Annotated in this window: 17 protein-coding genes and 1 pseudogene; 6 read left to right on the top strand and 12 right to left on the bottom strand. The window is 42.1% G+C overall.

Features of this window, described 5'->3' with window-relative positions:
* Window positions 1-208 precede the first annotated feature (208 nt).
* The gene (locus H6G96_RS20340) at window positions 209-1,549 is read left to right on the top strand and encodes an ATP-binding protein (RefSeq protein ID WP_190913127.1); all 1,341 of its coding nucleotides are present in this window, start codon (window positions 209-211) and stop codon (window positions 1,547-1,549) included.
* Window positions 1,550-1,575: 26 nt separating this feature from the next.
* On the opposite strand, the gene H6G96_RS20345 is transcribed toward H6G96_RS20340, so the two are convergent.
* The 9 genes and pseudogenes from H6G96_RS20345 to H6G96_RS20385 all read right to left on the bottom strand — a co-directional run bounded on the left by H6G96_RS20345 (window position 1,576) and on the right by H6G96_RS20385 (window position 13,812).
* The gene (locus H6G96_RS20345) at window positions 1,576-2,820 is read right to left on the bottom strand and encodes an S-layer homology domain-containing protein (protein ID WP_190913128.1); all 1,245 of its coding nucleotides are present in this window, start codon (window positions 2,818-2,820) and stop codon (window positions 1,576-1,578) included.
* A 378-nt stretch (window positions 2,821-3,198) separates the two neighbouring features.
* Window positions 3,199-3,780, bottom strand: a pseudogene (locus H6G96_RS20350) (S-layer homology domain-containing protein); the annotation flags it as partial.
* Window positions 3,781-5,519: 1,739 nt separating this feature from the next.
* Window positions 5,520-6,233, bottom strand: a complete 714-nt coding sequence (locus H6G96_RS20355) for a conjugal transfer protein TrbI (RefSeq protein WP_190913129.1) — start codon at window positions 6,231-6,233, stop codon at window positions 5,520-5,522.
* 783 nt (window positions 6,234-7,016) lie between these two features.
* Window positions 7,017-7,757 carry a choice-of-anchor K domain-containing protein gene (locus H6G96_RS20360; RefSeq protein ID WP_242063344.1) on the bottom strand — a complete coding sequence of 247 codons (741 nt, stop codon included), beginning with the start codon at window positions 7,755-7,757 and terminating at the stop codon, window positions 7,017-7,019.
* A 390-nt stretch (window positions 7,758-8,147) separates the two neighbouring features.
* Window positions 8,148-10,361 carry a tetratricopeptide repeat protein gene (locus H6G96_RS20365; RefSeq protein ID WP_190913130.1) on the bottom strand — a complete coding sequence of 738 codons (2,214 nt, stop codon included), beginning with the start codon at window positions 10,359-10,361 and terminating at the stop codon, window positions 8,148-8,150.
* Window positions 10,362-10,624: 263 nt separating this feature from the next.
* Window positions 10,625-10,804 carry a ssl1498 family light-harvesting-like protein gene (locus tag H6G96_RS20370; protein WP_190728182.1) on the bottom strand — a complete coding sequence of 60 codons (180 nt, stop codon included), beginning with the start codon at window positions 10,802-10,804 and terminating at the stop codon, window positions 10,625-10,627.
* A 174-nt stretch (window positions 10,805-10,978) separates the two neighbouring features.
* A complete protein-coding gene (thiO, locus tag H6G96_RS20375) occupies window positions 10,979-12,976 on the bottom strand; it encodes a glycine oxidase ThiO (protein WP_190913131.1) in 1,998 nt (665 codons plus the stop codon).
* 97 nt (window positions 12,977-13,073) lie between these two features.
* Window positions 13,074-13,457: a hypothetical protein gene (locus H6G96_RS20380; RefSeq protein WP_190913132.1), complete on the bottom strand. Its 384-nt coding sequence runs from the start codon at window positions 13,455-13,457 to the stop codon at window positions 13,074-13,076.
* Between the two features lie 16 nt (window positions 13,458-13,473).
* Complete coding sequence (locus H6G96_RS20385) at window positions 13,474-13,812, bottom strand: 2Fe-2S iron-sulfur cluster-binding protein (protein WP_190913133.1); 339 nt, start codon at window positions 13,810-13,812, stop codon at window positions 13,474-13,476.
* Between the two features lie 75 nt (window positions 13,813-13,887).
* Here H6G96_RS20385 and cimA point away from each other — a divergent pair, with 75 nt between their 5' ends.
* Window positions 13,888-15,549: a citramalate synthase gene (cimA, locus tag H6G96_RS20390; protein ID WP_190913134.1), complete on the top strand. Its 1,662-nt coding sequence runs from the start codon at window positions 13,888-13,890 to the stop codon at window positions 15,547-15,549.
* Between the two features lie 495 nt (window positions 15,550-16,044).
* Here the strand turns inward: cimA and H6G96_RS20395 are convergent, their stop codons facing one another.
* On the bottom strand, window positions 16,045-16,278 hold the full coding sequence (locus H6G96_RS20395; protein WP_190913135.1) for a hypothetical protein: 234 nt from the start codon (window positions 16,276-16,278) through the stop codon (window positions 16,045-16,047).
* Window positions 16,279-16,438: 160 nt separating this feature from the next.
* Between H6G96_RS20395 and H6G96_RS20400 the strand changes: the two genes are divergently transcribed.
* Window positions 16,439-18,583: a flavin-dependent dehydrogenase gene (locus H6G96_RS20400; protein WP_190913136.1), complete on the top strand. Its 2,145-nt coding sequence runs from the start codon at window positions 16,439-16,441 to the stop codon at window positions 18,581-18,583.
* A gap of 42 nt (window positions 18,584-18,625) precedes the next feature.
* On the opposite strand, the gene H6G96_RS20405 is transcribed toward H6G96_RS20400, so the two are convergent.
* On the bottom strand, window positions 18,626-20,167 hold the full coding sequence (locus H6G96_RS20405) for a hypothetical protein (RefSeq protein WP_190913137.1): 1,542 nt from the start codon (window positions 20,165-20,167) through the stop codon (window positions 18,626-18,628).
* A 788-nt stretch (window positions 20,168-20,955) separates the two neighbouring features.
* Here H6G96_RS20405 and H6G96_RS20410 point away from each other — a divergent pair.
* The 3 genes from H6G96_RS20410 to H6G96_RS20420 all read left to right on the top strand — a co-directional run bounded on the left by H6G96_RS20410 (window position 20,956) and on the right by H6G96_RS20420 (window position 24,689).
* Window positions 20,956-22,410 (top strand): aminotransferase class V-fold PLP-dependent enzyme, encoded by a 1,455-nt coding sequence (locus H6G96_RS20410; RefSeq protein WP_190913138.1) that lies wholly within the window; start codon window positions 20,956-20,958, stop codon window positions 22,408-22,410.
* A 93-nt stretch (window positions 22,411-22,503) separates the two neighbouring features.
* Window positions 22,504-23,790 (top strand): sulfite oxidase, encoded by a 1,287-nt coding sequence (locus H6G96_RS20415; RefSeq protein WP_190913139.1) that lies wholly within the window; start codon window positions 22,504-22,506, stop codon window positions 23,788-23,790.
* A gap of 116 nt (window positions 23,791-23,906) precedes the next feature.
* Window positions 23,907-24,689 (top strand): sulfite exporter TauE/SafE family protein, encoded by a 783-nt coding sequence (locus H6G96_RS20420; protein ID WP_190913140.1) that lies wholly within the window; start codon window positions 23,907-23,909, stop codon window positions 24,687-24,689.
* Window positions 24,690-24,911: 222 nt separating this feature from the next.
* Here H6G96_RS20420 and H6G96_RS20425 read toward each other — a convergent pair whose 3' ends face one another.
* Window positions 24,912-26,411, bottom strand: a complete 1,500-nt coding sequence (locus tag H6G96_RS20425; RefSeq protein WP_190913141.1) for an Ig-like domain-containing protein — start codon at window positions 26,409-26,411, stop codon at window positions 24,912-24,914.
* Between the last annotated feature and the right edge of the window lie 26 nt (window positions 26,412-26,437).

Below are 26,437 nucleotides of genomic sequence, written 5' to 3' on the forward strand. Positions count from 1 at the left end.
TTCAAAATATCAATAGGTTTTAGCGTTTTAATGCAAAAAAATTAATACCTTTGAAGATAGAGAAAAAAATCACCCAAGAATATAATCCCTTGGTACAAACCATCACTAAGAAGATTTTAGTTAAGCTTTATTAAATGAGTGAGGTAAACACTAAGTATCTTCTCTTAATCATGCCTCAAAATCTGTAATCTTGAGCAAAAGCTAAAAAATGTTAATGTCTGCCAGTTCCGATTTTCTTGCTCTGTGTCGAGAGCAAATAGCGTTGCTAACCCAAGGGCTGGGAGCAACTTTAAGTATTGTGTACCTGACACAAGAATTGGTAGAGACTCCTTCAGGTGAGGCCAAACTGATTCCTGTAGTGATTTATCCGGAAACAGCATTATTACCGCCAGGGGAGGAAACTGCTGAGGCGACAGCATATAAGCAACTTCAAGTTGGAAATGTGTTTATATTACCTAATCAACAAACAAGGTTATTGACAGCAGGATCAGAATCTCCAACCTCGTCACAGGAGTTTGAGGCGTCTCAACCCCATCTAAAAGAGGAATACCTTTTTAGTGGCAACCAAATTGTTTTACCTCTGGTTTATGAGGGTGTGATGATGGGGTTACTGGTCACGGGTAGGCAAGACCGGGCATGGAATGAACAGGAGGAAAGTCAGATTCAACGGATAGCCCAAAGTTTAGCGATCGCTTGTATTTTAGATCAGCGACGAGCATGGTTTGAGCATGAGTTACATGAGCAACAAATTCTCCAAGAAAAACAGCGAGATTTGCTTGATAATCTGTTACATCAGTTTCGTAACCCATTAACAGCATTACGGACTTTTGGTAAACTGCTATTAAAAAGGTTGCGACCAGGAGATGCTAACCGGGATGCGGCAACTAGTATTGTGCGAGAAAGCGATCGCCTCCAAGAATTGTTGCAACAATTTGATCAAGTAATTGATTTGACAGAGGCAGATTTAGCACCACTACATCTGCCCGGACATGAAGTATTTGTGGAAGCAACTATCCAAAAAGACGCTAATCCACCGCTATTATTGCCGGGAACGGGAGATAAAGCAGTTGACTGCTTTTTAGCAGATATATTAGAACCATTATTAATATCAGCCAAAGCAATCGCCCAAGAGCGAAAGTTAAAACTAATAACTGAAATTCAACAGAATTTACCTTTAGTACGTGCCAACATCAAAGCATTACAAGAGGTTTTAACTAATATCATCGATAATGCGTTAAAATATACCCCCACTGGGGGCAAAATTTTAATTCAGGCGGGGCAAAAAAAGTCTAATTTTCAGGGAATTGTGATCAGTGATAACGGACCTGGCATTCCACCCGAAGATTTAGAGCATCTTGGAGAACGACATTATCGGGGTGTACAAGCGCAAACAGAAATCCCCGGCACTGGTTTGGGGTTAGCGATCGCAAAACAATTAATAGAGCAAATGCAGGGCGAAATCGAGGTTTTCAGCCCTGCAATCAACTCTAAGTTCACTTCACCCCATGCACCAGGGACTACGTTTATTATTTGGTTACCGGAAGTTTAGGATTTGTTCTTTGTAAAGACCAATGACTATCTTAGTGAAACCAACAGATTTTGATTAATTGTCATTTGTAAATCGGTATCTGGGTCAATCGCTACTAAGTCAACACTATTTCTACCGAAGAACAAACCAATTAACGCACCGATACCAGCACCACCCAAGACTTCTTCTGTGGCAATGGCGCGATCGCCTGTGACAGCAGATACCGCAGCGGCTGCACCTGCGCCCAATACAGTATTTTTAACAATTGACCCAGTACTAGTACCCTTGTTGACTCTTTCAGTTTTAGTAATCACTTCAGAGCTAGCGTTCAGTTGATACTCTTGGCCTGTAGTCAAAACCAGTTTTTCGGCAACGAATTGAGAACCACCTGTAGCAGGTTTTAGTTGACCAATAACCTGGCTACCAGCAGGAATCACTACAGATCCTTCTTGTGTAATTACGTTTTGGGATACTGTCAATGTCAAAGGCGCTGTCTCATCCTTTGTAACCAGAATTTTATCTGCCTTGTCATACTTCACGGGGATAGCAGTCCCTTGAGGAATTGTCACAGCTATAGGTGTTGGGGTAGTAGTAGACCCGACAGCGACGACATAGGGCGAGTTAATTGCTGAGGCTTGATTAGAACTAACTAATGCTTGGTAGATAAAAGCTGCTACCTGGGCGCGAGTGGCGGTTGCGGTTGGATTCAGGAACTTCACATTAGGATAGTTCACCACAATTTGCTTCTCAGTTGCTGCTGCGATCGGGCTACGGGCATAGCTAGCGATGTTAGAGGCATCGTTGAAGTATTGCAGAGTACTTTCGGTATTACCGCTAGGAGCATATTCTAGACCGTTAGCGAGAGAAACCAAAACCTGCTGGCGGGGAATAGCTTGGTTAGGCTCAAAACGATTGCCAGGATATCCTGATAAGAAACCAATGGTATAGGCTTGTTGAATCGCACTGGATGCCCAATAGTTGCTGGGTACATCAGCAAAATTGATTCCTTGCCGCTGCGGTGCTTTTTGAAAAGCTTTGTTGACCATAGCGGCAAATTGAGCGCGTGTCACCTCTTCTTCAGGACGGAAGCTACCATCAGGAAATCCGGCAATTACACCTCGTTGTGATAATTGTTGAATAAATTGTGCCGCCCAATAGTTAGATGAAACATCAGAAAAAGTAGTTTGAGCAAAAGATGGTGAAGCTGTAATCAAAGGCGCTACAGTACCAACTGTGACGCTTAAAGCCATGAGTGCAGTTGTTCCAGATTGCAAACGATTTAAATTAAACATTAAATTTTAACCTTGAAAAAATCATTTTTTTACTGTTAATTAATTAGACCTTTGCTGAAGTATTAAGTTGCCAATCATTTCTTATCTATTGTTAAATAAATTACTAAGGAGTCTACAAATAAATTAGATATCAAAAAGAATAAGCTAACTGTCAATATAGTTAGCAATAGATAATAGCTGAATCAGCCTCTTAGCGATGAACGCTATTAAAAAAATGTTGTAAAAAACCTGAATACTATATGAGACGATACAGAGATAGAATAGTTTCTGGAAAATGGAATTTTTAGGAAAAATAAAGGCGATCGCACACTATAGTTGAAGTTGCGATCGCCTATCAGAGATGATTAAAGTCACAACAGACAATTAATTCCTAGGGGCTGACACGACATAGGGCGAGTTAATTGCTGGGGCTTGATTAGAACTAACTAATGCTTGGTAGATAAACGCTGCTACCTGGGCGCGAGTAGCAGTTGCGGTTGGATTCAGAGACTTCACATTAGGATAGTTCACCACAATTTGCTTCTTAGTTGCTGCTGCGATCGGGTTACGGGCATAGTTAGCAATCTTAGAGGCATCATTGAAATATTTCAGAGTACTTTCGGTATTACCGCTAGGAGTATATCCCAGACCGTTAGCAAGAGAAACCAAAACCTGCTGGCGGGGAATAGCCTGGTTAGGCTGAAAGCGATTACCAGGATAACCTGATAAGAAACCAATCCTATAGGCTTGCCCAATGGCACTAGAGGCCCAATAGTTGCTGGGCACATCAGCAAAATTGATTGCTTGCCGTTGCGGTGCTTTTTTGAAAGCTTTGTTGACCATAGCGGCAAATTGAGCGCGTGTTACAGGTTCTTCAGGACGGAAGCTACCATCAGGAAATCCGGCAATTACACCTCGCCTTGATAATTGTTGAATAAATTGTGCCGCCCAATAGTTAGATGAAACATCAGAAAAAGATGAAACATCAGAAGAAGCAGTTTGAGCCAAAGATTGCGGAGAGCATCCCACTCTGACGGGTTTGCTTTGGAAAGTAAAAGTCATTGGCTGACAAACAAAACCTGCCGACTTAGGCTCTACATAAGGTCGTTTTGGCGGATTTTGTTTGTCTAGCCGCGATTTCCAACCGCTAGATATTTTTTTTAAAGTAGGATGCTTACTTAAAAACTCTGAGTCTGCAATAATATCGTTAGGGCCCTTAACACTTACCTTAGAAGCATTGATGTAGAGATTATAGTCATAAACAACGTTTTTAGTTTGATAATTACTGTTAATATTCTTACCAGGAAAACCATAGAGAATGTTTCTTAAAATTCTCACATCAGATGAATTATTAGCAAATATCTGCCCATCTTTAATTTCTGGACTCTGATTATTTAAAATAGCAGTGTTATTTACAATATCAACATGATCACTTAAAAACGCATGAATACCTGAGCCACCATTATTAAATGTAAGATTGTTTTGAACTAAAGTACGCCCTTTATATGCACCCAATTTTGAGTTATTACGATTATTTTTTGTAGTATCGATAATAATTCCATTACCGTCAGTGATCTTTCCGACTTCAATCCAAGGGATGTACATGCGATTGTTGTAACTCTTATTGTTGGTTACAAACATTTTGTATCCCTGTTTGTTGTCAAAATTCCAATTGCTCAACATTGAAATGCCACTGTTACCATAAACGCTGTACCAAGCATTATCAAACACCACGTTATTGTCTATTGTCACATAGTCCGATTCAATCGCTGCAATGCCTCCTCCTCCACACTTATGTACCTTGTTGTTGATAATGCGTATATGGTGAGTATGACCATTTTTTCGACCATCCACGCTGATGCAGTTTCCATTCGTCAACGGGTTTAATCTGTTATTCTTCTGACTCCTCGCATAATCAAGGCTTACATTGGCATTGTTCCCTATCACTTCAAGCCCGTTGATTTCGATATATGAAGCTCCATGTGAAATTAGGATACCATTCCATGTATTGTGCTGAATTTTGGGAAAATGCCCAGGATATGCTTTATACCTAATCCATGCATTTGCAGTACCAGAACGTTTAATACTTAATACACTCGCAGCTTTGGCTATATTTTTGTATACTCCGTTCATAATCAATACTGTATCGCCAGGATTGGTCAGGTCTGCTGCCTTTTGAATTGTTCTAAAGGCAGATGAAGTAGAAAGTCCGTTATTTTTGTCATTTCCATTACCACTAACATAGTATGTTTTCGGTGTTGAATTTTGGCTAATTAGGTGGCGGCTGGATAGGCTCATTTCCTTGTTAGCCGATACCTGATGGGCATTTTCAAGTAAAGATATTTTTATCCTTTCTCCCTGAGCCAAAAGACTTAATACTACGGGAATTGCAAGATATGTGCTTACACTGAAACCTTGAATTACCACAAGTAAAATCTCCTTTTTTTGCCACTATTTAATAAAAATATCAGGATACTAGGTAATTTTGAATCCTCTTTTGGATTGAAAACAAAATAAAACCAATTTTACTAGCTCCCCACATAGCTCAATTAAATAAGTATCCCAATAAATATTGATACTGATTAAGACGATATAGAAGTAGAATGGTTGCTGTTAAATAGAATTTTTTACTGTCAAAAATGAAGGCGATCGCACTCTATAGTTGAAGTGGCGATCGCCTATCACGGGTGATTAAAGTCACGATTTGAATTGAATTAAATCTAGTAGCGGGATTGTGGTACTAAATTCAAGTTAGAATTCAGTGTGAGCCTCAAATCCTGTGCGGGTCTGAGGACAAAAGCATTTCCTTGTTTTTTCCGCAACAACACACTTGCTCCCGCACCCGCAGCCCCACCGAGAACAGGTTTTAAATCGTCAATTCTGCGGTTCCCAGTAACTAGTGAACCTAAAAGACCAGCACCCGCACCAATAGCTGCATCAGTTAAAACCTGACCTGTGCTAGGCCCTTGTGAAACTCTTTGAGTTGTGGTGTATGTCCGAGAAGTTGCATTAATCGACTGACGCCGACCATTAGAAAATTCTAATTCTTGAGCTACAAACTGCACGCCTTTTCCTTGGTTATCATCTGTATCTCTTGAATAACTATTTAGGTCAACAGATTCTAGTCGTCCAATTACTTTAGTACCAGCAGGAATCAAGACATTTCTATTCCTGTCGATAATGTCATTCGCTATTCTTAGCGTTAAAGATTGACTTTCCCCAGGAGCAATAGTAATTGTCTCTTTCTCATAGGTAACAGGTAAAGCAACCCCAGAAGGAATGGTAACGTTTCCATATTGCCCAATTCTGTCTTGCCCAATTCTGTATTGTGCATTAGCAGGAGCTAAAGTTAATAGTGGGGCAGTGACGCTTGCGGTAACAGCTATTGCCATGAGCGCAGCAGTTCCAGATTTCCATTGATGTAAGCGTGTCATAAGAGGGTTGTCCTTTGTGTATGTGATGTATGTAATGACGAGGGTTCACTGAGTTTGTTTCTGGCTGTTTTGGAACCTGTCTATAAGCGTATTCCGAGGATAAAAGTACTTATTATGATGGGAAGTTTATGCGATCGCAATCGCTCTTCAGAATTTGTATTTTGCTAATGTGCCTTATTAGAATCAGAGGCAAGACAATTATAGGACGCAAAATGAGTATCATTTTGTTCCCAAATGCTGTTTTATTACTTATGTCCACATATCTAAGCCATTGATATAGAGGCGAATGGGCTAACTGCGAACTCTTACTTCCATTTTAGATTGACTTGCTAGGACTTGGGAAATATTTTCACTTTCTTAACAAATGATTTAGCTGTGGGACTGAAAGAGCAACTAAGCTGATGCGCGCCTAAATTGTATAAACATTCTTTACGGTGGTTAACTGTTAACTGTTGACGGTTAACGGTTATCAGTCATCAGTCATCGGTTATCAGTCCTATCAATTTTTGATGCGATCGCAGCAATTCTTGTGCTGGGTTACAATTTATTCAATTACCATCAAGAAAAATAAAATATGGAGGTTTATAGCAGTTCTTAATTGCGGAAAATAATACAACCAGTTGTGTGCAGGGTTTAACAGACTTGAGTAAACTGGCGTACTGTTTGTAGAGCTTCCCTCAGGTACGAGAACCGCTAAAAACCTCATATTGGAGCAGAAAAATTATCTAGTGTAATTACATCCTCAAGGGCAAACAGGAGCAGATGTTCTAACACCCAAAGCTCTTATGATTTCTTGTCCAGTAATTTTTTACGAGATATCAGGTATATCCCTACTAGGGATAGACCCGCCACTGTTGCAGGTTCGGGTATGGTTTTGGTTTTAATTTTGGCATAAATAGCTGTTGTAGTTGTGGCTGCTTCAAGAGCTTTAATATTTATCTGGCCAACATCTGGATTAAAGCCAGTTAGCTCAAGCGTGTATTCATTGCCTTCAAAGCTAAAACTGCTATTACTCAAGCTTGTGTCTATAATTACAAAGTCTGCATTCTCTTCAGGATCTGTTGCGTTATTAGGTGTATTTACTAGACGCAAGTTAAAGTCAAAAACTTGGCTGGCTCCAACGGGAGGGCTGAAGGATAGATTGAGATTTAGAGGTACAGATTCAACGCTTGTACCTTCAGCTACCGTTCCATTAAAGTAAGTTAAATCACCTACTTTGAATGCAGAGTTGATCTCAGTTGAAAATGAATTTCCATTAAAGTTAAGTTGATTTGAGCCTGTTATCGTACACTCACTAGGGCCTGGTAGACACACATTAGGATCACCCCAAGTAAATGTGTTGCTTCCCACACCTGTGTATATGGGATTGGTATCGGTGCTTCCTGGAATAGGTTCACCCCATGTACCACTAGAGATTCCAGAAAAAGTTAGAGCATATACTTGGTCAGAAAAACCAAGTGTTGTGGTCGCACCGACAAAAAAACTAGATATAGCAGTCGCAAAAACCAAACTTAATTTCATCATTTAAGTATCCAAATCTCAATACTGGAGCTTTTTTCAATTATGTCTCTGGTCTAACTTAGTAAATTTACTTAAATATGCCAATGCTTTATTGTATTCTTTATACATCTTTAGTATTTTTCATAAAATATTATTGAAAACTTTACATATTAAGCTAAGTTTATGTAATAGTAAAATATTTTACTAATTTATTATTAGTAAAAGAATAATTGCAATCGTTACCTTACTTGGTTCCCTGATTAATTGTCAAGCCAATATAAAGTTCCTCTTTTTGAGCGACAAAGGCTCATGATACAGAGCAACTAATAATACTTTTGACTTCCGCCTTGCGCTACTAGCGTCAATTGAGAAGTCCTTAATCAGGTTCATCCTCAAGGGTTCTCGGTATATGTTTTATAACTTTGACAAAATCTCTGGCAACAACTGACTAGGAACTTTAGATAAAGCCAGATTTTGTCCCTGTATGCCTAACTCATTATGAAAAGCACGAATAGTTTTTACCACATAAGTAAAGGTTGTTTGATAAGCCTCTGGTTGTTTGCTCAATCCGTTTAAGGCTTGCAAATGGTTGTCTAAAGATGTTTCTAGGTGTTGAGAACGTGTTGCTTTGTCACCATTAAACGACTTATCTATTACTAGCTGATAATGTGCCAGTCCCAGGTTATTATAAGAGGCTAGCAAATCAAAACTTAAAGGAGTACCGCTAAGTGAACGAGCCAAATCTATGGCCTCTTCGTAAGCGCTGATACATAGTTGCAGATACTTTTGCCGTGCCTCTTTAGTTGTCTGAGATAGGTTTGCTAGATGCCAGTAAGCAGTACCTAGATTATTTTGTGTAGCAGCGCAGGCGCTGGGAACATTAGCTGGAGTGCGATACTTGAGAGCTTCGCTATATACATCTATAGCTAGCTGAAGATTTTGGGCAGGTTGCTCGTATTGTGCCAGATTCCAACAGGCAGTACCGATGTTGTTTTGAATCATGCCATACTTAAGCGGTTCCTGTTCGGGGTTGTAGTATACAAGTGCTTGGTTGTAAGCTGCGATCGCTTTCTTTAAATGCACAATCGGTTGGTTGTATTGCCCTAGATGCCAGTAAGCAGTACCCAAATTATTTTGGCAAGCCGCATACTTTGATGAGTCCATGTCGGCTGTACGGTAGCTAAGTGCTTCATTGTAAGCTAAAACTGCTTGCTGCCAGTTTTCAGATGGGTCAGAAAAACGAGCTAAATCACCATAAGCCGTCCCCAAATTATTTTGCACACGAGCGTAAGTTTCCCGATGCGTCTGGGGTGAAATCATCTTTAACGCCAACTGATAAAATTCTATTGCCTGCTCTATATAAGTTTTTCCTTCCTCAGAATTGGGTGGTGTACGGTACAGCATCCAGTAGAGTGTACCCAAATCATTCAAGATATCTGGGAGTTGTGGTGAGTTTTCGTCATAGCTAATTGCCTCCTGATAGGCAATAATTGCCACCATCAGATTTTCTAGGGTTGAATCTCCTTGCTCAATGCGAAGGCGGTATAAGGTACCCAAGCGATGATAAGCTTCTGCCAGTACCTCTACTGGAACTTGTTTTTCGTGTAATTCTTCAATCTCCAGCAAAATCTGCTGCGGTTGCAAGTAATCCTCTGTATCTTGAGCAATATTTGTATTTATTGTTGCTATTACTAGCTCCGTTAACTCGCTACTAATATAAGACAAAGACGACAGCGATTGAGAATTAGTCTCACTACCAGACCGATTAGGAGATTCCTGCTGTTGTGGCGTAGCCTTCAATAAATCCCCTATTAGCGGCGAAGTTTCCTCAATTTTGTGTACACCATTACCTTGTGTTTCTGCCAGAAAATCAGAATTATTCTTAAACTTGAACTCGGTGTCTGCGGTTCTAAGTTCTCCTGGGACAACTGATTCATTTAGAATCGACTGCTCAATATTACCTAAATCCAAGCTTCCAGAACGTGAAAAACGTTCTGGATAGCCCGAATTTTGAGTTGCTGGTGTGGGTTCACCGGCAAACATAAATACACCAGTCCGACAACGCCAAAACTGTGGCGCTGATTGCTTGATAGCAGATAACCAAGGACGCGGTATCCACAACAGCAAGTTAGATTCTAGGAATCGGCTAGATTCTTGTATAGAGAAATATTGTTCGCTCAAGCGGAGATGGTGCAAAAATAACCGTTGTGTAGCGACTGGTTGCTTGGTGAGATGCTCCACGCCGACAATCTGAAATGCTGGTACTGGAAAAGGTCTTCCTGGGGTATCTTTTGATGCCCCAACAATTGGCGGTGGATAATTTGCCAACCATTGATTTATTTGAACTATGGGATTGGGATCGTTTAAATTTAAACGCAATGTAACTAATCGCGGATAGGCTGGAGTGCTATTTTCCTGAGCATTTGATGGCTGAGATAGCACTTGTCCAATAGGATAAGCCAATGTTGAATGCAAACGACCCGCTACTTGATTTCTCAAATATAAATCATCACATACCGCCAAAAAAAGTTGTCGTCGTAACCCAAGGCTGAGGGCAAGTTTCAAGCGGTTGTATACTTGCCGATTCCAAGCAGAATTATCATTGTGTGCAGTATCATTCACGCTCATGGCGGCTAAAGAGCGAAAATACAGTACATTTCACTTTTCTCGGCGTATTCAAGTGGGCTAAACTCATAATAGAAATAATTTTTAAACTAACGCTCTGCTGCTCAGGATAAACCGAGCTTTTCAGGTTTAGAAAAATAAGACAGTATATAATTATACTCTAATTAATAATTCAATTTTAACAAAAAATAAAAAACCAGGCCCCTTTTAAAATCGGAACCTGAAAAACTATAAAGAAAATGAAATTTTATTAAAATGTTTTGCGATCAACTGCTTTGAGAAACAAAGAAAGCGACTGAAATCAACCCGCCAACCAAAACTGTAGCAGCGATTCCTAGAAAGAGATAAGTTCGCTTTTGCCCTTCTGTGGGAGGTTCTGCTTGATAAATCTTTGGTTCGCGGGCAAAATTATTCAGAAGACCGCCTTCTTCGTTTGTATAGGGCATGAATTGATTCCTTTATCTTGATTGTTCATTTAATGTTACATAAATGCTAGATCCGCTCTTAAACTGCTAGACAAATCGTTACATTATTGGGGATTGGGGATTGGGGATTGGTTATTCCTTTTGTCTCTTTTGTCTTGCTTGCCCGTATATTCCCCATACCCCATTCCCCATGCCCTAACTAGTAATCGTCCCAGTTAGAGGAGAACTAGGACTAGCGTAGTCTTTGATAGGCATCCTGCCAGCAAGATATGCCAAACGACCGGCAACTGTTGCTAAATTCATGGCACGAGCCATTGCTGCTGGATTTGGAGAAAGAGCGATCGCACTATTAATCAACAAAACATCTGCTCCCAATTCCATTGCCTGAGCAGCTTCTGAGGGTGAACCAATACCAGCATCCACCACCACTGGCACATTCGCATTTTCGATGATGATTTGGATGTTGGCGGTTGTTTTTAGCCCTTGTCCAGAACCAATCGGCGATGCCAAAGGCATTACCGTAGCACAGCCTACTTCTTCTAAACGCTTGGCTAACATGGGGTCAGCGTTAATATAGGGCAATACAGCAAAACCTTCTTTAACTAGTTGTTCTGCGGCTTGCAGCGTCCCAATCGGATCTGGGAGCAAATACTTAAGGTCAGGTATTACTTCTAACTTGACAAAGTTATTATCTTCCTGCCCTAACAATTTCGCCATTTCTCGCCCCAAACGCGCCACCCGAATCGCCTCTTCAGCAGTTTGGCAACCTGCGGTATTGGGCAACATCCAGATTTTTGTCCAATCTAAAGCTTCAGCTAAACCTTCATGTCCGGGGGCCTTGGTTTGTACCCGTCGGACTGCTACGGTGACAATCTGGCAATCACTGGCGACGACGCTTTGCTGCATTTCTTCGATGCTGCGATACTTGCCAGTTCCAGTCATCAAGCGGGATTGAAAGGTTTTGCCAGCAATAATTAGTGGTGAATCTTGAATGGCGAGTGGTGACTGCTGAGGCGATATGGCAAGATGATGCCCGTTGGAGAAATTGGCAGAGTGAGTCAGCATTGGGGTAGAGGTAGATGGTCTGGACTGGAAGCGCGAATAGTGAAAATCAGCAAGTAGGGGGTCAGACTTTTGTTCCAAGATCAAATCAGCAATCAATGAAGCTGTTACGGGTGCAAGTAGAATCCCGTTACGGTAATGACCTGTAGCAAGGGTTAAATTTGGACAGTGGCTAGTGCCAAGGATGGGCAGCTCATCAGGGGTGGCTGGGCGAAATCCCCACCAGAATTCTTGGATGGGATAATGTTTTAGCTGGGGATACAACCGGATGGCAGCTTGTAATAGTTTTTGAATGCCTTCTGGGGTGTTGTTAGGGGTAAAGCCAACATCTTCGCTGGTTGCGCCAAGAACAAGGCGATCGCGTCTTGGTACGATGTAAATATCCTGCCCAAACAAAACCCGCTTCAAGGGCAATTCCGGCGCAAATTCTGGTATCCGCACACTCAGCATTTGTCCTTTTCTAGGACGCACGGGTATTGGTAACAACTCATTTGACCAAGCACCTGAAGCTAAAACATAGTGCGCGGCGCGAATCATTCCAGCATTGGTTTGCAAACCAACCACTTTTCCTTGCTGCTGTAAAAATGCTTCTACTGTAATGCCGTCTTTGAGTTCAACACCAACAGACTCAGCAACTGTCCACAATACGTGAGCTAGAGCTTTATTATCAACTAGTGCGTCTTCAGGATACCACCAGCCACCAACGACCTCTGCTCCCAATCCTGACTGATATTGATGAATTGCCTCTTCGTTTAACCAGTAAGCCGGGGATGAGGAGGATGAGGAAGAATTTACTTCCCTATCTCCCCCTGTTCCCCTTGCCCCCTGCCCTGCCTCTTCAAAGACGGGTGCAAGGATACCGCAGGGCCGGTAGCCAGTATTTAACCCAGTTAATTCTTCTAGTTTGCGCGTCCAGTCGGGATATAAAGCACGCGATCGCCAACATAAGGAACGCATTGCCCCATTAGTGATGTTTTCCGCATCTGGTGCCAACATCCCAGCAGCGGCATGGGTAGCGGCAGCCTGAAAGTCACGACAAAACACGGTGACACTTGTCCCGCGCAGTTTTAGTTCAATGGCGATCGCTAAACCAATAACGCCGCCACCAATAATTACAATCTCACTAGTCATTAGTCATTTATTATTAGCTATTTATCATTAGTACATAACTAATAACTCATAACTAAAACTCATAACTTATAACTTGTAATTAAACATGGATGTATCATTACCACAAAGCACGAATAGGTTCGTTGCCTTGATTTACATCAGTGGATGGTGTATCAGTTTGTGAAGTATCTGTATTAACGTCTGTTGTACTGTCAGTATTCTGGGCAACGCTACTCCTGTTGTCAGGTCTTGGGGCTACAATAGTGCGTCTAGGTTGGTTTGTTTCACTTGTTTCATTTCCTTCAGTTCCTTCAGTTGCAGCTCCATCATTCCTGCTGCCAGCACCGCTATTAACATTGATATTAGCTGGCAGGACTTCTGATTTCCTGTCACTGGGATTGTTAGCAGTTTGTACGCCCATAGGAAAGTTGATGCCTAGTAATGTACCAAGCAGAATGGCTAAACCTCCAGCCATTAAAATTAAGGGTGTCCATCTACCCATCTTGTCTTACTCCTTTTTAACCTTTTGGTGTCCACACTATTCGAGAACCTTGTCCCCAAAATCCATCAAACTTTGTCACTTTCACGTCGCCTAAAACCTGAGTTTGACAGGCTAAACGCAAGTCTGTTGTAGGAGAATGGGGAGGAAGCGAACGCCGTGCTCGATCACGCCAATTCGCTGCTGATACTTCACCCTCTACCTTAACCGCGCAGGTTCCACAACTGCCAATGCCCCGACAGTTTATTACCTTAGCACCGTCATTGTAGAGGTCAATACCATTTTGCAGCAAAATTGTTCGGAGATTGCTTTTACTTACGCACTCAATTGTTTTACCTTGAGCTAGTATCTTAGGCATTTTTAAATTGTCAAACTGGCGTTTTGTTGTATATTGACACATTGCCTCGAAAGTTGTCTCGTCGGTCCCAGTTTTATGACCACAAATTCCTCACCTCAACTTTGGCTCTATGACACTACATTACGGGATGGCACTCAGCGCGAGGGGCTATCAGTATCGATAGAAGATAAGTTACGCATTGCCAAAAGACTCGATCAACTGGGAATTCCCTTTATTGAAGGCGGTTGGCCTGGTGCAAATCCCAAGGATGTACAATTCTTCTGGCAACTCCAAGAAGATCCGCTAAAACAAGCTGAAATTGTGGCTTTTTGTTCGACTCGACGCCCCAACACCACTGCCGCAACCGAACCGATGCTACAGGATATTTTGGCTGCGGGAACTCGCTGGGTAACGATTTTTGGCAAGTCTTGGGATTTACATGTCACAGCCAGCCTGAAGACGACATTAGAAGAAAATTTGGCGATGATTCGTGACACCATTGAGTACCTCCGTTCTCAAGGTCGTCGCATTATCTACGATGCCGAACATTGGTTTGATGGTTACAAGCATAATCCAGATTACGCTTTACAGACATTAGAGGCTGCGATCGCATCTGGTGCTGAATGGCTAGTCTTGTGTGATACCAATGGTGGCACTTTACCCCACGAAATTAGCCAAATTGTTCAAGATGTCAGTAGTCATTTGTCATTTGTCATTAGTCAAGAACCAATGACAAAGGATAAAGGACAAAGGACAATCCCTCAAATTGGAATTCATACTCATAACGATTCGGAAATGGCGGTTGCTAACGCAATAGCCGCCGTTATGGCAGGGGCAAAGATGGTACAGGGCACAATTAATGGTTACGGTGAACGTTGCGGTAATGCTAACCTCTGTTCGTTAATTCCCAATTTACAACTGAAGGCGGGTTACAGTTGTATCACAGAAGACCAGCTAACACAACTTACAGAAGCTAGTCGTTTTGTGAGTGAGGTGGTCAACCTTGCACCAGATGAACACGCTCCCTTTGTGGGACTTTCGGCTTTTGCCCACAAAGGCGGTATTCATGTATCAGCCGTGGAACGTAATCCCCTGACTTACGAACACATTCAGCCGGAACAAGTCGGGAATCATCGCCGCATCGTTATTTCTGAACAGTCTGGACTTAGCAATGTTTTAGCCAAAGCCCGCAGTTTTGGAATTGACTTAGATCACCAAAAGGCAGAAGCCAAGCAAATTCTCCAGCGCCTCAAAGATTTAGAGAGTGAGGGATTTCAATTTGAAGCAGCAGAGGCTAGTTTTGCGCTGTTGATGCACGAAGCTTTGGGAGATCGCCAGAAGTTTTTTGAAGTCAAAGGTTTTCAAGTCCACTGTGACTTGATTGAGGGGAAAGAAACTAGCAACGCCCTAGCCACAGTCAAACTCGCTGTTGATGGGAAAAATATTCTGGAGGCGGCGGAAGGTAACGGGCCCGTTGCTGCTTTGGATGCAGCTTTACGAAAGGCTTTGGTAAACTTTTATCCCCAAATAGCAACCTTTGATTTGACAGATTATAAAGTGCGGATTCTCAACGGACATACGGGTACTGCGGCAAAAACCCGTGTGTTGGTAGAATCAGGCAATGGTCGTCAACGCTGGACAACAGTAGGGGTTTCTACCAATATTTTGGAGGCTTCCTATCAAGCTGTGGTGGAGGGCTTGGAATATGGTTTGTTATTGCACTCTCAAGCGGAAGCAATGGTGAAAGCTTCTAGTTGACAAAAATATGATGTAGTGTAAGTTTTACGATTTGCAATGAAAATGGGAGGCGATCGCCTCCCATTTTCGAGCTAATAAGCAGATCATTGAACGCTAACTTCCACCCTTGCATATATTCAGTAAACCAAAAAGTTTTTTTCCAAAGAGCGATCGCTACCACATGAATCGATATAAAACATTGAAATTCCAACCCTTGGATTTACTCGAAAAAACTGGCTGATCTGGCAACTCATCCAGAAGACTGATCATTTTGAGTATATTCATCCTTAGGCTAGTTTTGACGTATCTGATTGAGTTTCTAGTGCCCAGTGCTGATATGGTTAAGTTAGTGGCTTCTGTGCCGTAAATGCAAACATAGCAACCCAATTGCCAATTCCAGATATGTTACTCCTATACCTAAAATGCGTAGGCGCACCCCGCCGCAGGCATCGCCAACATTTAGGTGCAGTCCTAGAAAACTAATGCTGCGACAACAACTTCATCATAGACAAGATTTTAGGAGAACTTTTCCCAGGATTGGGCAACTAATTGGGTTAACCAGCGACGTTGTTGCTGATCCAACAGGGAATCATCTGCTAGCAACTGAGCGGTTAATTCTTCCAAAGATTGACCCTGAGCACGGACAATTTTAATCACTCCAGCGATTGCACTGGCAACTAGTTCTTCATCAATCGGCTGTTGTCGTAGGGCAGCAATTTCCTGGGGACTGTCTGGAATGGGATAATTCATGGCGTGGGTTTACAGAAATACAAAATGTACAATAAATTTGACAAAATCTTAAAATTTCTTTACTGAATCTTTACCAAAGTAATAGGGCGGAGTGTACTTTACTTTGTGCCTTCATAAAATCTGTCTTAGTGAGTAGATTGATCGGAGATGTCAGGAAACGATGAGAGAAATCCTTTATTTAGAAGTACCAACTCCAGATATAGCAACTGTGCGTAACTGGTTACAAACAGATTTTGAACCCGGAAATGCAGAAAAAGTGCTTACATCGGAAGGCTTTCGCCTCCAAATTCCCACTGAAACTACAACTGCTGGGGTAGCTATTTCCGAAAACTTGCCTGCGGAACTTTCGGTATTTGTCTGGTCGGTGCAACGAACTACCTATCTGAAAGTGTTTCGTTGGGCAGAACAGCCCTTTCCCAATGAGGGACAAATCCTGCAACGTCTAACCAAGGAAATCAGAAACCGTTTTCCACATCATTATCCAGAACCGCCAGCGATTGATTTATCTCAGCAATCAATATTTGCAGCACTAGCCCCTTATTACCCCCTCACGGTCAAGTATTTTCAGAAAATGCCCAACGGTGAATATGACTTAACACGTGCCTACTGGTGGGAACAACGATGGCGCGAAGGAGTACGGAATCCGCAGCAGCCTCGTCAAGTGGTGTTTTCCAGTCAAGGGGACACAGGACTGGGGACTAGGGACTGGGGAAAAGGTAATCCCAATACCCAATCCTTAATCCCTAATCCCCAGTACGACATAATTTACATCGGCGGCGCACTAGGCGCGATTCATGCAGCATTGATGGCAAAACTGGGATATAAAGTTTTGCTGGTGGAACGAATGTCCTTTGGGCGAATGAACCGAGAGTGGAATATTTCTCGTGATGAGATTCAAAGTTTGGTTAACCTGGGTTTACTCACCCCCGCTGAGTTAGAAACCATCATTGCCAGGGAATACAAAGACGGATTCAATAAGTTTTTTGATGCTAATAATCCATCGAAACTGCGATCGCCTGTCCTCCACACACCTACAGTCCTAAATTTAGGCTTAGATTCCGAAAAATGGCTGCAAATGTGTGGGCAAAAACTGCAAGCAGCAGGCGGTGAAATCTGGGATGAAACAGAGTTTATCCGTGCAGATATTGATATATCACAAGTTGCTTTGAAAGTCAAACACTTACCTAGTCAGGTTGAGAAGCAAGTAAGTGGACGACTGCTAATAGATGCGATGGGGACTGCATCTCCCATCGCTTGGCAATTAAATGGTGGTCGTGCTTTTGATAGTGTATGTCCGACAGTGGGAGCGGCAATTGAGAGCGGATTTGAGCCGCAAGTGTGGGATTCACAATATGGGGACGTTCTTTACAGTCATGGGGATATCTCGCGGGGAAGGCAGTTAATTTGGGAATTGTTTCCCGGAGCAGATGATGAACTGACAATTTATTTATTTCATTACCACGAAGTCAATGCTAAAAATCCCGGTTCTTTGCTAGAGATGTACGAGGACTTTTTCACGATTTTGCCAGAGTATCGCAGGTGCGATATGGACAAATTGGTGTGGAAAAAGCCGACATTTGGATATATACCGGGGCATTTTAGTGTGGGAAGTAACGATCGCACAGTTGCCTTTGATCGATTGATTGCAATAGGTGATGCCGCATCACTCCAGTCTCCCCTCGTTTTTACTGGTTTTGGTTCGCTAGTTCGCAACTTAGAGCGGTTAACTACGCTGTTGGATATTGCTCTCAAACATGACTTGTTGAGTTTCCGCCACCTGAACCAAATTCGCGCTTACCAAAGCAACGTTTCAGTGACTTGGCTATTTTCCAAAGGCATGATGGTGCCTACTGGGAAATTTTTACCGCCCCAACGGATTAACTCCATGCTCAACACCTTCTTTGGACTGTTAGCAGACGAACCCCAAGAAGTAGCAGATAACTTCATCAAAGATAGATGTGATTGGTTAACCTTTAACCGCCTAGCACTTAAAGCAGCTACAAAAAATCCTGCCTTACTTTTATGGATTTGGGAACTTGCTGGGCCTAGAGATTTAGGGCGATGGCTTGGTAGTTATTTTAACTTCGGTCGCCATGCCCTAATTAGTTCTTTGCTGAGTCCGTGGTTCCCCCGCTTCTTGAACCGGGTAGGTTTTTGGCTAGAACCCCGGAATCCAGGCTTGTGGCTGTGGCTGCTGGCGATTAATTATGCGATCGCTACAGGCAAACCGCGATCGCGCTCTCAAGTAGTAAAAGCCAACCCAGAAGCTATAATACCGAAGTCAGAAGTAAGAATTAGTCATTAGTCATTGGTCATTAGTATTAGACAAATGACTAATGACAACTAACTATTGACTCTTGGGGCGAAAATTCGGCAGTTCCACAGATGCCAATGATTTACGCCCCTTAGGTGGACGCTGGGGATAAACCACAGGTGAAGGTGATGTATCACTGGTGTTCTGATCTAATGACTCTGGAGGCAAATTTGTCGCCGACAATTCCAACTGTGTTAATTGTGAAACTTCTGACCAGTAATCTTCAGTTCCTTCACTAAGCGTCTCAATATCAGGTGAAGTAGAGGAAACAGGTAAGTTATTGGTTGGTGAAACCATAGAATCTGTCGTGCAAGAAGTGGAGATAGTTATAGAAGAATTGATTTCTGGTTCCAACTGCTCCTCCTGTGGATTTTTTAATTTCTCATCGTCTTCTAGGATTGTTGCTATCTCCCAGATAGGCGCATCACCCTGATTGCTATCTACATCAGTTTTTGCAGCAGGTGATGATGATGCAGATGCAGATTGAGAGGTAAAAAACATTTGGATTAGACTATCTAATTGCTGATCTAAATTTGATGACTCAGAAGTTGAAACAGTTTCCGGTGTATCTGGATCATCAATCTTTGGAGATGGGCCGGGTTCTGCTGGTGTTGGGGTATTTTGCTTAACTGACCAGTTCCAAGAAGATGATGGCGGCGGAGTCGGTTCATTTCTTTGGAATGGGATTGGTGCTGACGGTTCGCCCCAAGAATCATCGAGATTATCCAAGGATTCTGGTTCTCCTGACCAAGGTTGAATCGGCTGGGCGTTAGGAAATAAAGACCGAGCTTTTCTAGAGAATCTTCCTTGTTTACTAGTTATGTCTTTGGGATGTTGTGCAGTATCTTCTAGGGAGTCGTAGCTAGGAACTGATGTATCTAAACATTTTTCTAGAGCTGCTTTAAATTGCAGCGTCTGGCGTTGTTGCCGCATCAATCTAGTACGTAACTCCCGACAAACAGTTTCTGATTGCAATAGCTGCTGAGACTGTTCGCTGTTATTAGTGTGTAGTAACGTACATTCTCGCTCTAACTGGGCAAGACGTTGTTGGCTAATTTGTAGCTGTGCTTTATAAGTATCAGTGAAAATTTCCTGGCGTTGAACAGTTTGTACAGCAGTTTCTAATTGTTGAAATAAGGATTTTATCTGATCTTGAGCCGCAGCCAGTTCTTGAACGTGTTGGTTGAGCATCGACTCAGTAACGCTAGAACGCGTTTTCTGCCACTGCAAAACCTTTTCTGACTCAGCTAAATTGTCTTTTAGCTGTTCCACTTGTTCATACAAGTTATTGTTAGCTGCACGCAATTCTTCGTTCAATGCCAGCAGGTTCTGAAATTCTGAGTCAATAAGTGCTTGTTTGCCGCTTTCAGGCTCTGCAACCCAGTCCTGCTGGGTGGTATCTTTTGAAAATTGTGTATCTTCAGCTGGCATCAAAAGTGGCATTTTTTTTACTACCATATTGTCATTAGGCACAACTGAGTAAAAGGGACAACTCGCCTGCTCCGATTGTGGCGAATTAGCAGAATTTAGGGATTCCATCACAGCCCCCTTGTTTGAGGTGTCAGCTTCATTCATCACTCTTGACCCACCTGCTTAAAAATATTCAGCAGTGCTGGCATTAGCATTGCTTATCAATTCTGTCTAATCAGGGTTTGCTCTAGAAGCTAAGTTTAACTCTCTCCAAGCACCAGCAATTAATCATCAATTGGTGTTCCCCATTTTGTATCTAGACTGATGCCGTTATAACACTATGATGCTCTTCCCCGTCAAGAAGATACGCAAACAAAGGGATTAGGGCCGCCTCTGGAGATGGTCACAGAGGGGAAATCCGATGCTTAAAAACTAAAATGCATGGGCTGAGAAGTTTTTCTACATGAAAAACTTCCTCACCACATAAATTATTGTCTATAATCGCATCTACCTTAATATTTAAATTATAAATGTATCTGTAAATACGTTTATCGTTTGGATGTTTTATTACTCAGGATAGATGTTGGTACAAGTATTTACTGCTCGATGATAATTCTGTTAGTTTGGGCGATCGCTATTTATATATCAGCAAACAACTAAGAGCTTCTGTTAAAGCGCTGACTCCACAACAATACAAAGTATACTTTAATACTTATTGTTAGTGTTTATAAATGTAGATTAATTTATAATACTTTTATTGTAAATTAAGTATTATCACGGATACATTTTCAATTGATTTATTAAAATAATTGAAGTAACCGAGTTTTCTAGTAGTAAAAAAGTAAATATAAAGACTATTTAACCACGTAGTAATGTGATTATTACGTTAGATAAAGCGTTGTAGCAGTTAGGCTTGTCCAAAAATTCAAACTTTAAAATAGAGGTTCTTAAAGATGACTGATATACTTACAATGGGTGCAAACATAAAGCAAGAAGCTGCCCAATTACCACTGATTGCAGAAAATTTTGACAGTTTTTGGGATAAAGAAATCAGACCGTTATTTACAGATGAGTCTCTATCTTTCAAGGTAAAAACTCTTAACGGAAACTATGTCAAGTATATCAACTTGGATAATGGAGCTACAACCACTCCCTTTGCAAGCCTCAAGCAGTATGTGGACGAAATGCTTGACACCTATGGCAGTGTACATCGAGGTTCTGGGCAAAAGTCCATCATCACTACACGAGAGTATGACGCTAGTCGGAACGTCATTCGGGAGTTTGTGGGGTCATCTTTAGACAACTATGTAATCTTTGCAAAGAATACAACAGAGGCAATTAATGGAGCTGCCACACTTTGGGCAAAAAAACCTGGAAAAATCTTAGTTTCTGATATTGAACATTCATCCAACCTGCTGCCTTGGGTTACTAGAGACGAAGTTGTACAGTACAGAACCCAGGCGGACGGAAGTGTAAGTGTTGCAGAAATTGAGAATATCTTCAAGGCACATCAAAATCTTCCCAAAGCAGAGCAAATTAAGTTAGTAACTATTACAGGTGCTTCGACAATTACAGGTTACAGACCCCCGATTTACGAAATCGCAGCTTTAGCACATCGGTATGGTGCTAAGATTTTTGCCGATGTGTGCCAATTAATTCAGCATGAGCGAGTAGATATGCGTGCCGATAATGACCCGTGTCATTTAGATTTTGTAGCTTTCTCTGGACACAAGATGTATGCGCCCTATGGAACTGGGGTTTTGCTGGGGCCAAAGGAATTTTTTGACAGTTCTTATCCTTATCAAATTGGCGGTGGAAACCTGCCCTATATTACTAGAAACCTAGAGATTAAGCGTTTTTATACAGAACGGGCCCATGATCCTGGAACACCAAACGCAATGGGTGCGATCGCCATTGCCAAGGCGATTCAAATTATCGAAGCCCTTGGACGCGATCGCATTGCTCAGTATGAACACTCTTTAGTTGAATTTACATATACACGGCTTCAAAGTATTCCTGGTGTCAAAGTCCATATTCCAGGAGATAATTTAGCCCATGTTATTCCCTTTGATATTGATGGGTTTGATGGACGCTTAGTAGCAGAGATTCTGGCACAAGAATACGGGATTGGAGTTCGGGCTGGGGCTTTCTGCACATACGAATACATTCGCAAACTCAAGAATATTTCGGATGGGCAAGACTGCGAGATTGCCAAAGAAGTAGACAGAGGAATTACGCGCAACATTCCTAGTATTATCCGAGCAAGCTTTGCTGTATATAATACATTGGAAGATTGCGATCGCTTTATTGATGCGATCGCTCAAATAGCTAGAAACGGATTTGCTCACTATTTGCCCAACTACACACAAGATGAAATAACTGGTGTTTGGACAGCGATAAACAGCTAGTCTTACCCCTTTTTCTCGCTAAAAAATATATGGCAGTAGGGGCACGATATGCCGTGCCCCTATCTACTGAAAATTACAAGGAGGTAATATAGCTTGAGCGATGAAAACCTCTTTGACCAGGAGGATTATCTACAGGCACGGGTTGATCGGTATATCTGGCAAAAAAGTACAGATGCAAGTATTTCGCGCCAGCGCTTTCTGCAAATACTAGCCACTATGGTTGGTGCAACAGCTATCGGAGGGTTAGCCAAACCTGCGCCTGCTTACAGTCAAGCAGCTATTAAAACTAAAGGCAGTAAAATACTCAAGCCATTACCACCAGGGTATATCTCTCATAGCAAAGGCACATTAGAGATGAACTGGGAAGCAATGTATGGGCGTGGTTATTTAGTACCAAACGATTGGTTCTATGTTCATAACCGCAGTACACCTCCGCCATTTGACCCTTCTACATGGCGTTTGCAAATTCATGGAACCGGCGTTTCTGCCCCCTGTAAGTTCACTTACGATGAAATAATTGCTATGCCGTCCATCTCGGTCACTTGTGCCATAGAGTGTGCTGCTAATGGTCGGCGCTTCTTTGAAGAGGCTTACAACACACCACTCTCTGGAACACGGTGGAGACTTGGAGCTATTGGTGTGGCTGAGTGGACTGGTGTACCACTGAGCATATTATTAGAGCGAGCTAAATTAAAGTCCACAGCAAAAGATGTACTTGTTGAGGGTGCAGATGTGGATTCGCTGGACTCTAAGGGGACGAATAAATCCAAGTTCAACAATGTAGTTCCGATTGCAAAAGCGTTAGCAGATAACTCGCTCCTTGTCTATGCAATGAACGGAGAACCATTACCTCCAGATCATGGTCAGCCGTGCCGTGCCTTATTTCCTGGTTGGGGAGGAAACGCTAACGTTAAATGGATTGAGCGGATTGAGGTTTCTGAAACACCGATATATACCCAGTGGGTGACGGAGCAGATGGTGCTGATTGGTGCAGACTACCCAGCGATCGCACCGTATAAGGGTAAGCTGATTACCTATCAAAATGTTAAAAGCGCTTTTGAGTTGGCTTGGCCCGCTACGCTTTCGGCTCGAACTCACTTACTGCGTGGGCGTTCTTGGTCTGGGAAAGGAAAGATTGTCCGTGTAGAAGTCAGCCTAGATGGGGGCAAAACTTGGCAATTTGCACGACTACGAGAACCAAATTTTCCATTTGCATGGGTACGGTGGGACATCGAATGGAACCCAGTTCCGGGGGAATATTTTCTCCAGGCTCGTGCTACTGACAATTTAGGTAATACACAACCGAGTACAGTTCCGTGGAATGATTTTGGATTGCTCTACGGAGGTGTTGTTAGCTATCCGGTGACGGTAAAGGGGTGAGGGAGTTAGGAGTTAGAAGTTAGGAGTTAGGAGTTTGGAATCAAGTGATTAATGCCCAATGCCTAATGCCCCATGCCCACTCAACACTATCAGTTCTCTAGAAAAAGACCTATTATATGATTGATTTTAGTTGGTTGATTTTAGTAACTGGGGGTTTAATATCTGGAGTTATAGCTGGACTTTTAGGAATAGGTGGCGGTATTATCACAATTCCTCTTTTAGTCACACTAGGTTATACTCCCGTTCAGGCGATCGCTACTAGTAGCCTTGCAATTGTGATTACTTCAATTTCTGGAAGTTTGCAGAATTGGCGAATGGGCTACTTTGACTTTAAACGAGTAATTTATTTAGGAATTCCAGCTTTTTTAACTACTGGAATAGGTGTATATTTCGCTAATAAAATTCCATCTTACATAATACTATTTACATTTGGTATCATACTGCTTGCTAATATCTATTTGATTGAACTTCGTAAGCAACTGGTGTTTAAAGAAAAACAGAATACAGCCCCAGTATTTAACTCCTTAGTTTCTAAAATTGGTACTGGAGGAGCAGCAGGAATTTTAGCAGGTTTATTTGGCTTAGGTGGCGGTACTATAATGGTTCCACTGCAAATTTTGCTACTAGGGGAAGAAATTAAAGTAGCAATTCAGACTAGCTTAGGTGTGATTGTCATCACTGGTTTAGCTGCCTGCACAGGACACACTTTAGAAGGAAATATTCTATTTATTCAAGGTATAGTTTTGGGATGTGGCGGTCTTTTAGGCGTTAAAATGAGTACTCGCACATTGCCAAAACTACCAGATTATACTGTGAGTTTAGTACTTCGTATCTTCTTAGGAATACTATCAATTTATATTTTTTGGGAAGCTTGGATAAATTATCAAGTGATACTTTAAAAATCTTCGATAAAGGATAATTTGTCACCTTGTTACCATCAAGATTCCCGACTTCCTTAATAAGTCGGGAATCTAAGATTTTTCAACGAAGAGGTGTTTCTTGAAGGGAGCATAATGCTTGGAAAAATTATTATTTTCTTCTGCCATGAAATTAAAGAGGGAACATGGGTTTGAATCCCCATATAAATTATTCCCCCTGCTCCCTGCTCCCTTGCCTCTATTTCAAGGTAGCCAGCGAGGACGAAATCCGGCTAAGGGGAGTTGTTCTGGTCTAATTTCAACGGTTGCAGCATCGGCAATGGGTAACAGAGGCATTAACCACAAGCTACTGGTTGCGATCGCATCTCCATCATCAGTTTTCAAAGTGTTTGGTGGTAATGATGCTGTTATGTTTGTCTGCGGTACTACTTGGTCAAATAACAAGCCTAAACCGTCAGCAGATAAACTCATTTGCACATTCCGTTGAGCGGGAGGTAATACTAACAATGGTTTCTGTTGCCCGGTTTTTAGATCAATTGCCACCACATAAGGCTGTTCTATGTATTGTTCCTTAGATACTAGCTGTGTCAGTAAGCAATAGATAGTGGGTGAGGCAATATCAAATTGGCAGCTGAGAATTGAGCCTGTAGTTTTTAATAGTTGTTTCTGCACACCTTGGTTTGTTACTAAAAACAAATCTCGCGTGTAATCTGTATTAAACTTTACCATCGCTGCTTGAGAGCCATCTTTAGAGAAAGCCTGTACCAAACCAAACTGCGGAAGAAAATCTAGGGGTTTACTGGCATCACCTTGCAGTGGTAGGATGGCTGCTCCCTGTCCTTGGGCAACTGCTACGGCTTGACTATCTGGTGTGATGATAAAGTCTCCCCCAGGTTGGCTTTCCAGACGTTTAGGGGTGGGTTTTTCTGCTGAACCGTTGCTGGTTGCTGGCATAAACCACAGCCCAAAGTCACCGGGATTAGTTTTATTGCCTCGCTGGATGACAATAGTTTGCCCATCAGGCGATAAGTCAAATTTCAGGTTTTGATAATCTTTACTATCTAAAACCAAGTCAACTCTGCCTGCTGGTTCTACTTCTTGTTCAGATTTACCAGGAACGCCTGTTGTCACTGTGTATAGTTGGGCTGAAAGTAAGTCTTGGTTGTTAGCAGCGCGAGCAGAAAATAAAATTTTCTCCCCATCAGGAAAGGACTCAAAGTCCATTACTATCAAGTCTTTAGGGGTAAGTAGTCTTTTTTGCTCTTCGGTTAAGTTGTAAAGAACTAATCGTCCCTGTTCTTCTTTATCGGTTCCTATGTAAAGAATAATGCGATCGCGTGTGCGGAAGCTACCAACAAAGGGCTGTATTACCCGATTTTTGCCTTCTTGTTCCGCAAACTGATCTTTAGCTCCCTCTAACTGCACTTTATAATTCGTGCCATAGGGTGCTGGTGTCACCAGTGTATAAACCATCCGCCGCCCTGCCCAACTGAATTTACCTGCTAGGGGTGGCTCAATTTTTAAGTTCTCCTCTACGCTTTTTATTTCCATTGGGCGGCTGAAAGTGAGGGTGAAGGAGGTATCTTCTGCCCCAATTTGTTGATTTTGCCAGGTAAAGTCCCGGACACGGGCAGTGATTACATCACCTTGCATTATGATTAACCCAATCAGCACACTCAGCAGTAACATCAGTGCGATCGCTATCCGATCCAGGGGTTGGATAAATGCTTTAGATTTAGTCATTTGTCATTGAGCATTGGGCATTGGGC

Origin of the sequence: Nostoc sp. FACHB-892 (assembly GCF_014698795.1) — a bacterium.
GTDB lineage: Bacteria > Cyanobacteriota > Cyanobacteriia > Cyanobacteriales > Nostocaceae > Nostoc.

Coding starts and splice junctions, on each gene's coding strand:
- cimA (WP_190913134.1), top strand. CDS start 13,888: ATGACCACAAATTCCTCACCTCAACTTTGGCTCTATGACACTACATTA.
- H6G96_RS20355 (WP_190913129.1), bottom strand. CDS start 6,233: ATGACACGCTTACATCAATGGAAATCTGGAACTGCTGCGCTCATGGCA.
- H6G96_RS20395 (WP_190913135.1), bottom strand. CDS start 16,278: ATGAATTATCCCATTCCAGACAGTCCCCAGGAAATTGCTGCCCTACGA.
- H6G96_RS20405 (WP_190913137.1), bottom strand. CDS start 20,167: ATGAATGAAGCTGACACCTCAAACAAGGGGGCTGTGATGGAATCCCTA.
- H6G96_RS20410 (WP_190913138.1), top strand. CDS start 20,956: ATGACTGATATACTTACAATGGGTGCAAACATAAAGCAAGAAGCTGCC.
- H6G96_RS20340 (WP_190913127.1), top strand. CDS start 209: ATGTTAATGTCTGCCAGTTCCGATTTTCTTGCTCTGTGTCGAGAGCAA.
- H6G96_RS20380 (WP_190913132.1), bottom strand. CDS start 13,457: ATGGGTAGATGGACACCCTTAATTTTAATGGCTGGAGGTTTAGCCATT.
- H6G96_RS20365 (WP_190913130.1), bottom strand. CDS start 10,361: ATGAGCGTGAATGATACTGCACACAATGATAATTCTGCTTGGAATCGG.
- H6G96_RS20400 (WP_190913136.1), top strand. CDS start 16,439: ATGAGAGAAATCCTTTATTTAGAAGTACCAACTCCAGATATAGCAACT.
- H6G96_RS20345 (WP_190913128.1), bottom strand. CDS start 2,820: ATGTTTAATTTAAATCGTTTGCAATCTGGAACAACTGCACTCATGGCT.
- H6G96_RS20360 (WP_242063344.1), bottom strand. CDS start 7,757: ATGATGAAATTAAGTTTGGTTTTTGCGACTGCTATATCTAGTTTTTTT.
- H6G96_RS20370 (WP_190728182.1), bottom strand. CDS start 10,804: ATGCCCTATACAAACGAAGAAGGCGGTCTTCTGAATAATTTTGCCCGC.
- H6G96_RS20420 (WP_190913140.1), top strand. CDS start 23,907: ATGATTGATTTTAGTTGGTTGATTTTAGTAACTGGGGGTTTAATATCT.
- H6G96_RS20385 (WP_190913133.1), bottom strand. CDS start 13,812: ATGCCTAAGATACTAGCTCAAGGTAAAACAATTGAGTGCGTAAGTAAA.
- H6G96_RS20425 (WP_190913141.1), bottom strand. CDS start 26,411: ATGACTAAATCTAAAGCATTTATCCAACCCCTGGATCGGATAGCGATC.
- thiO (WP_190913131.1), bottom strand. CDS start 12,976: ATGACTAGTGAGATTGTAATTATTGGTGGCGGCGTTATTGGTTTAGCG.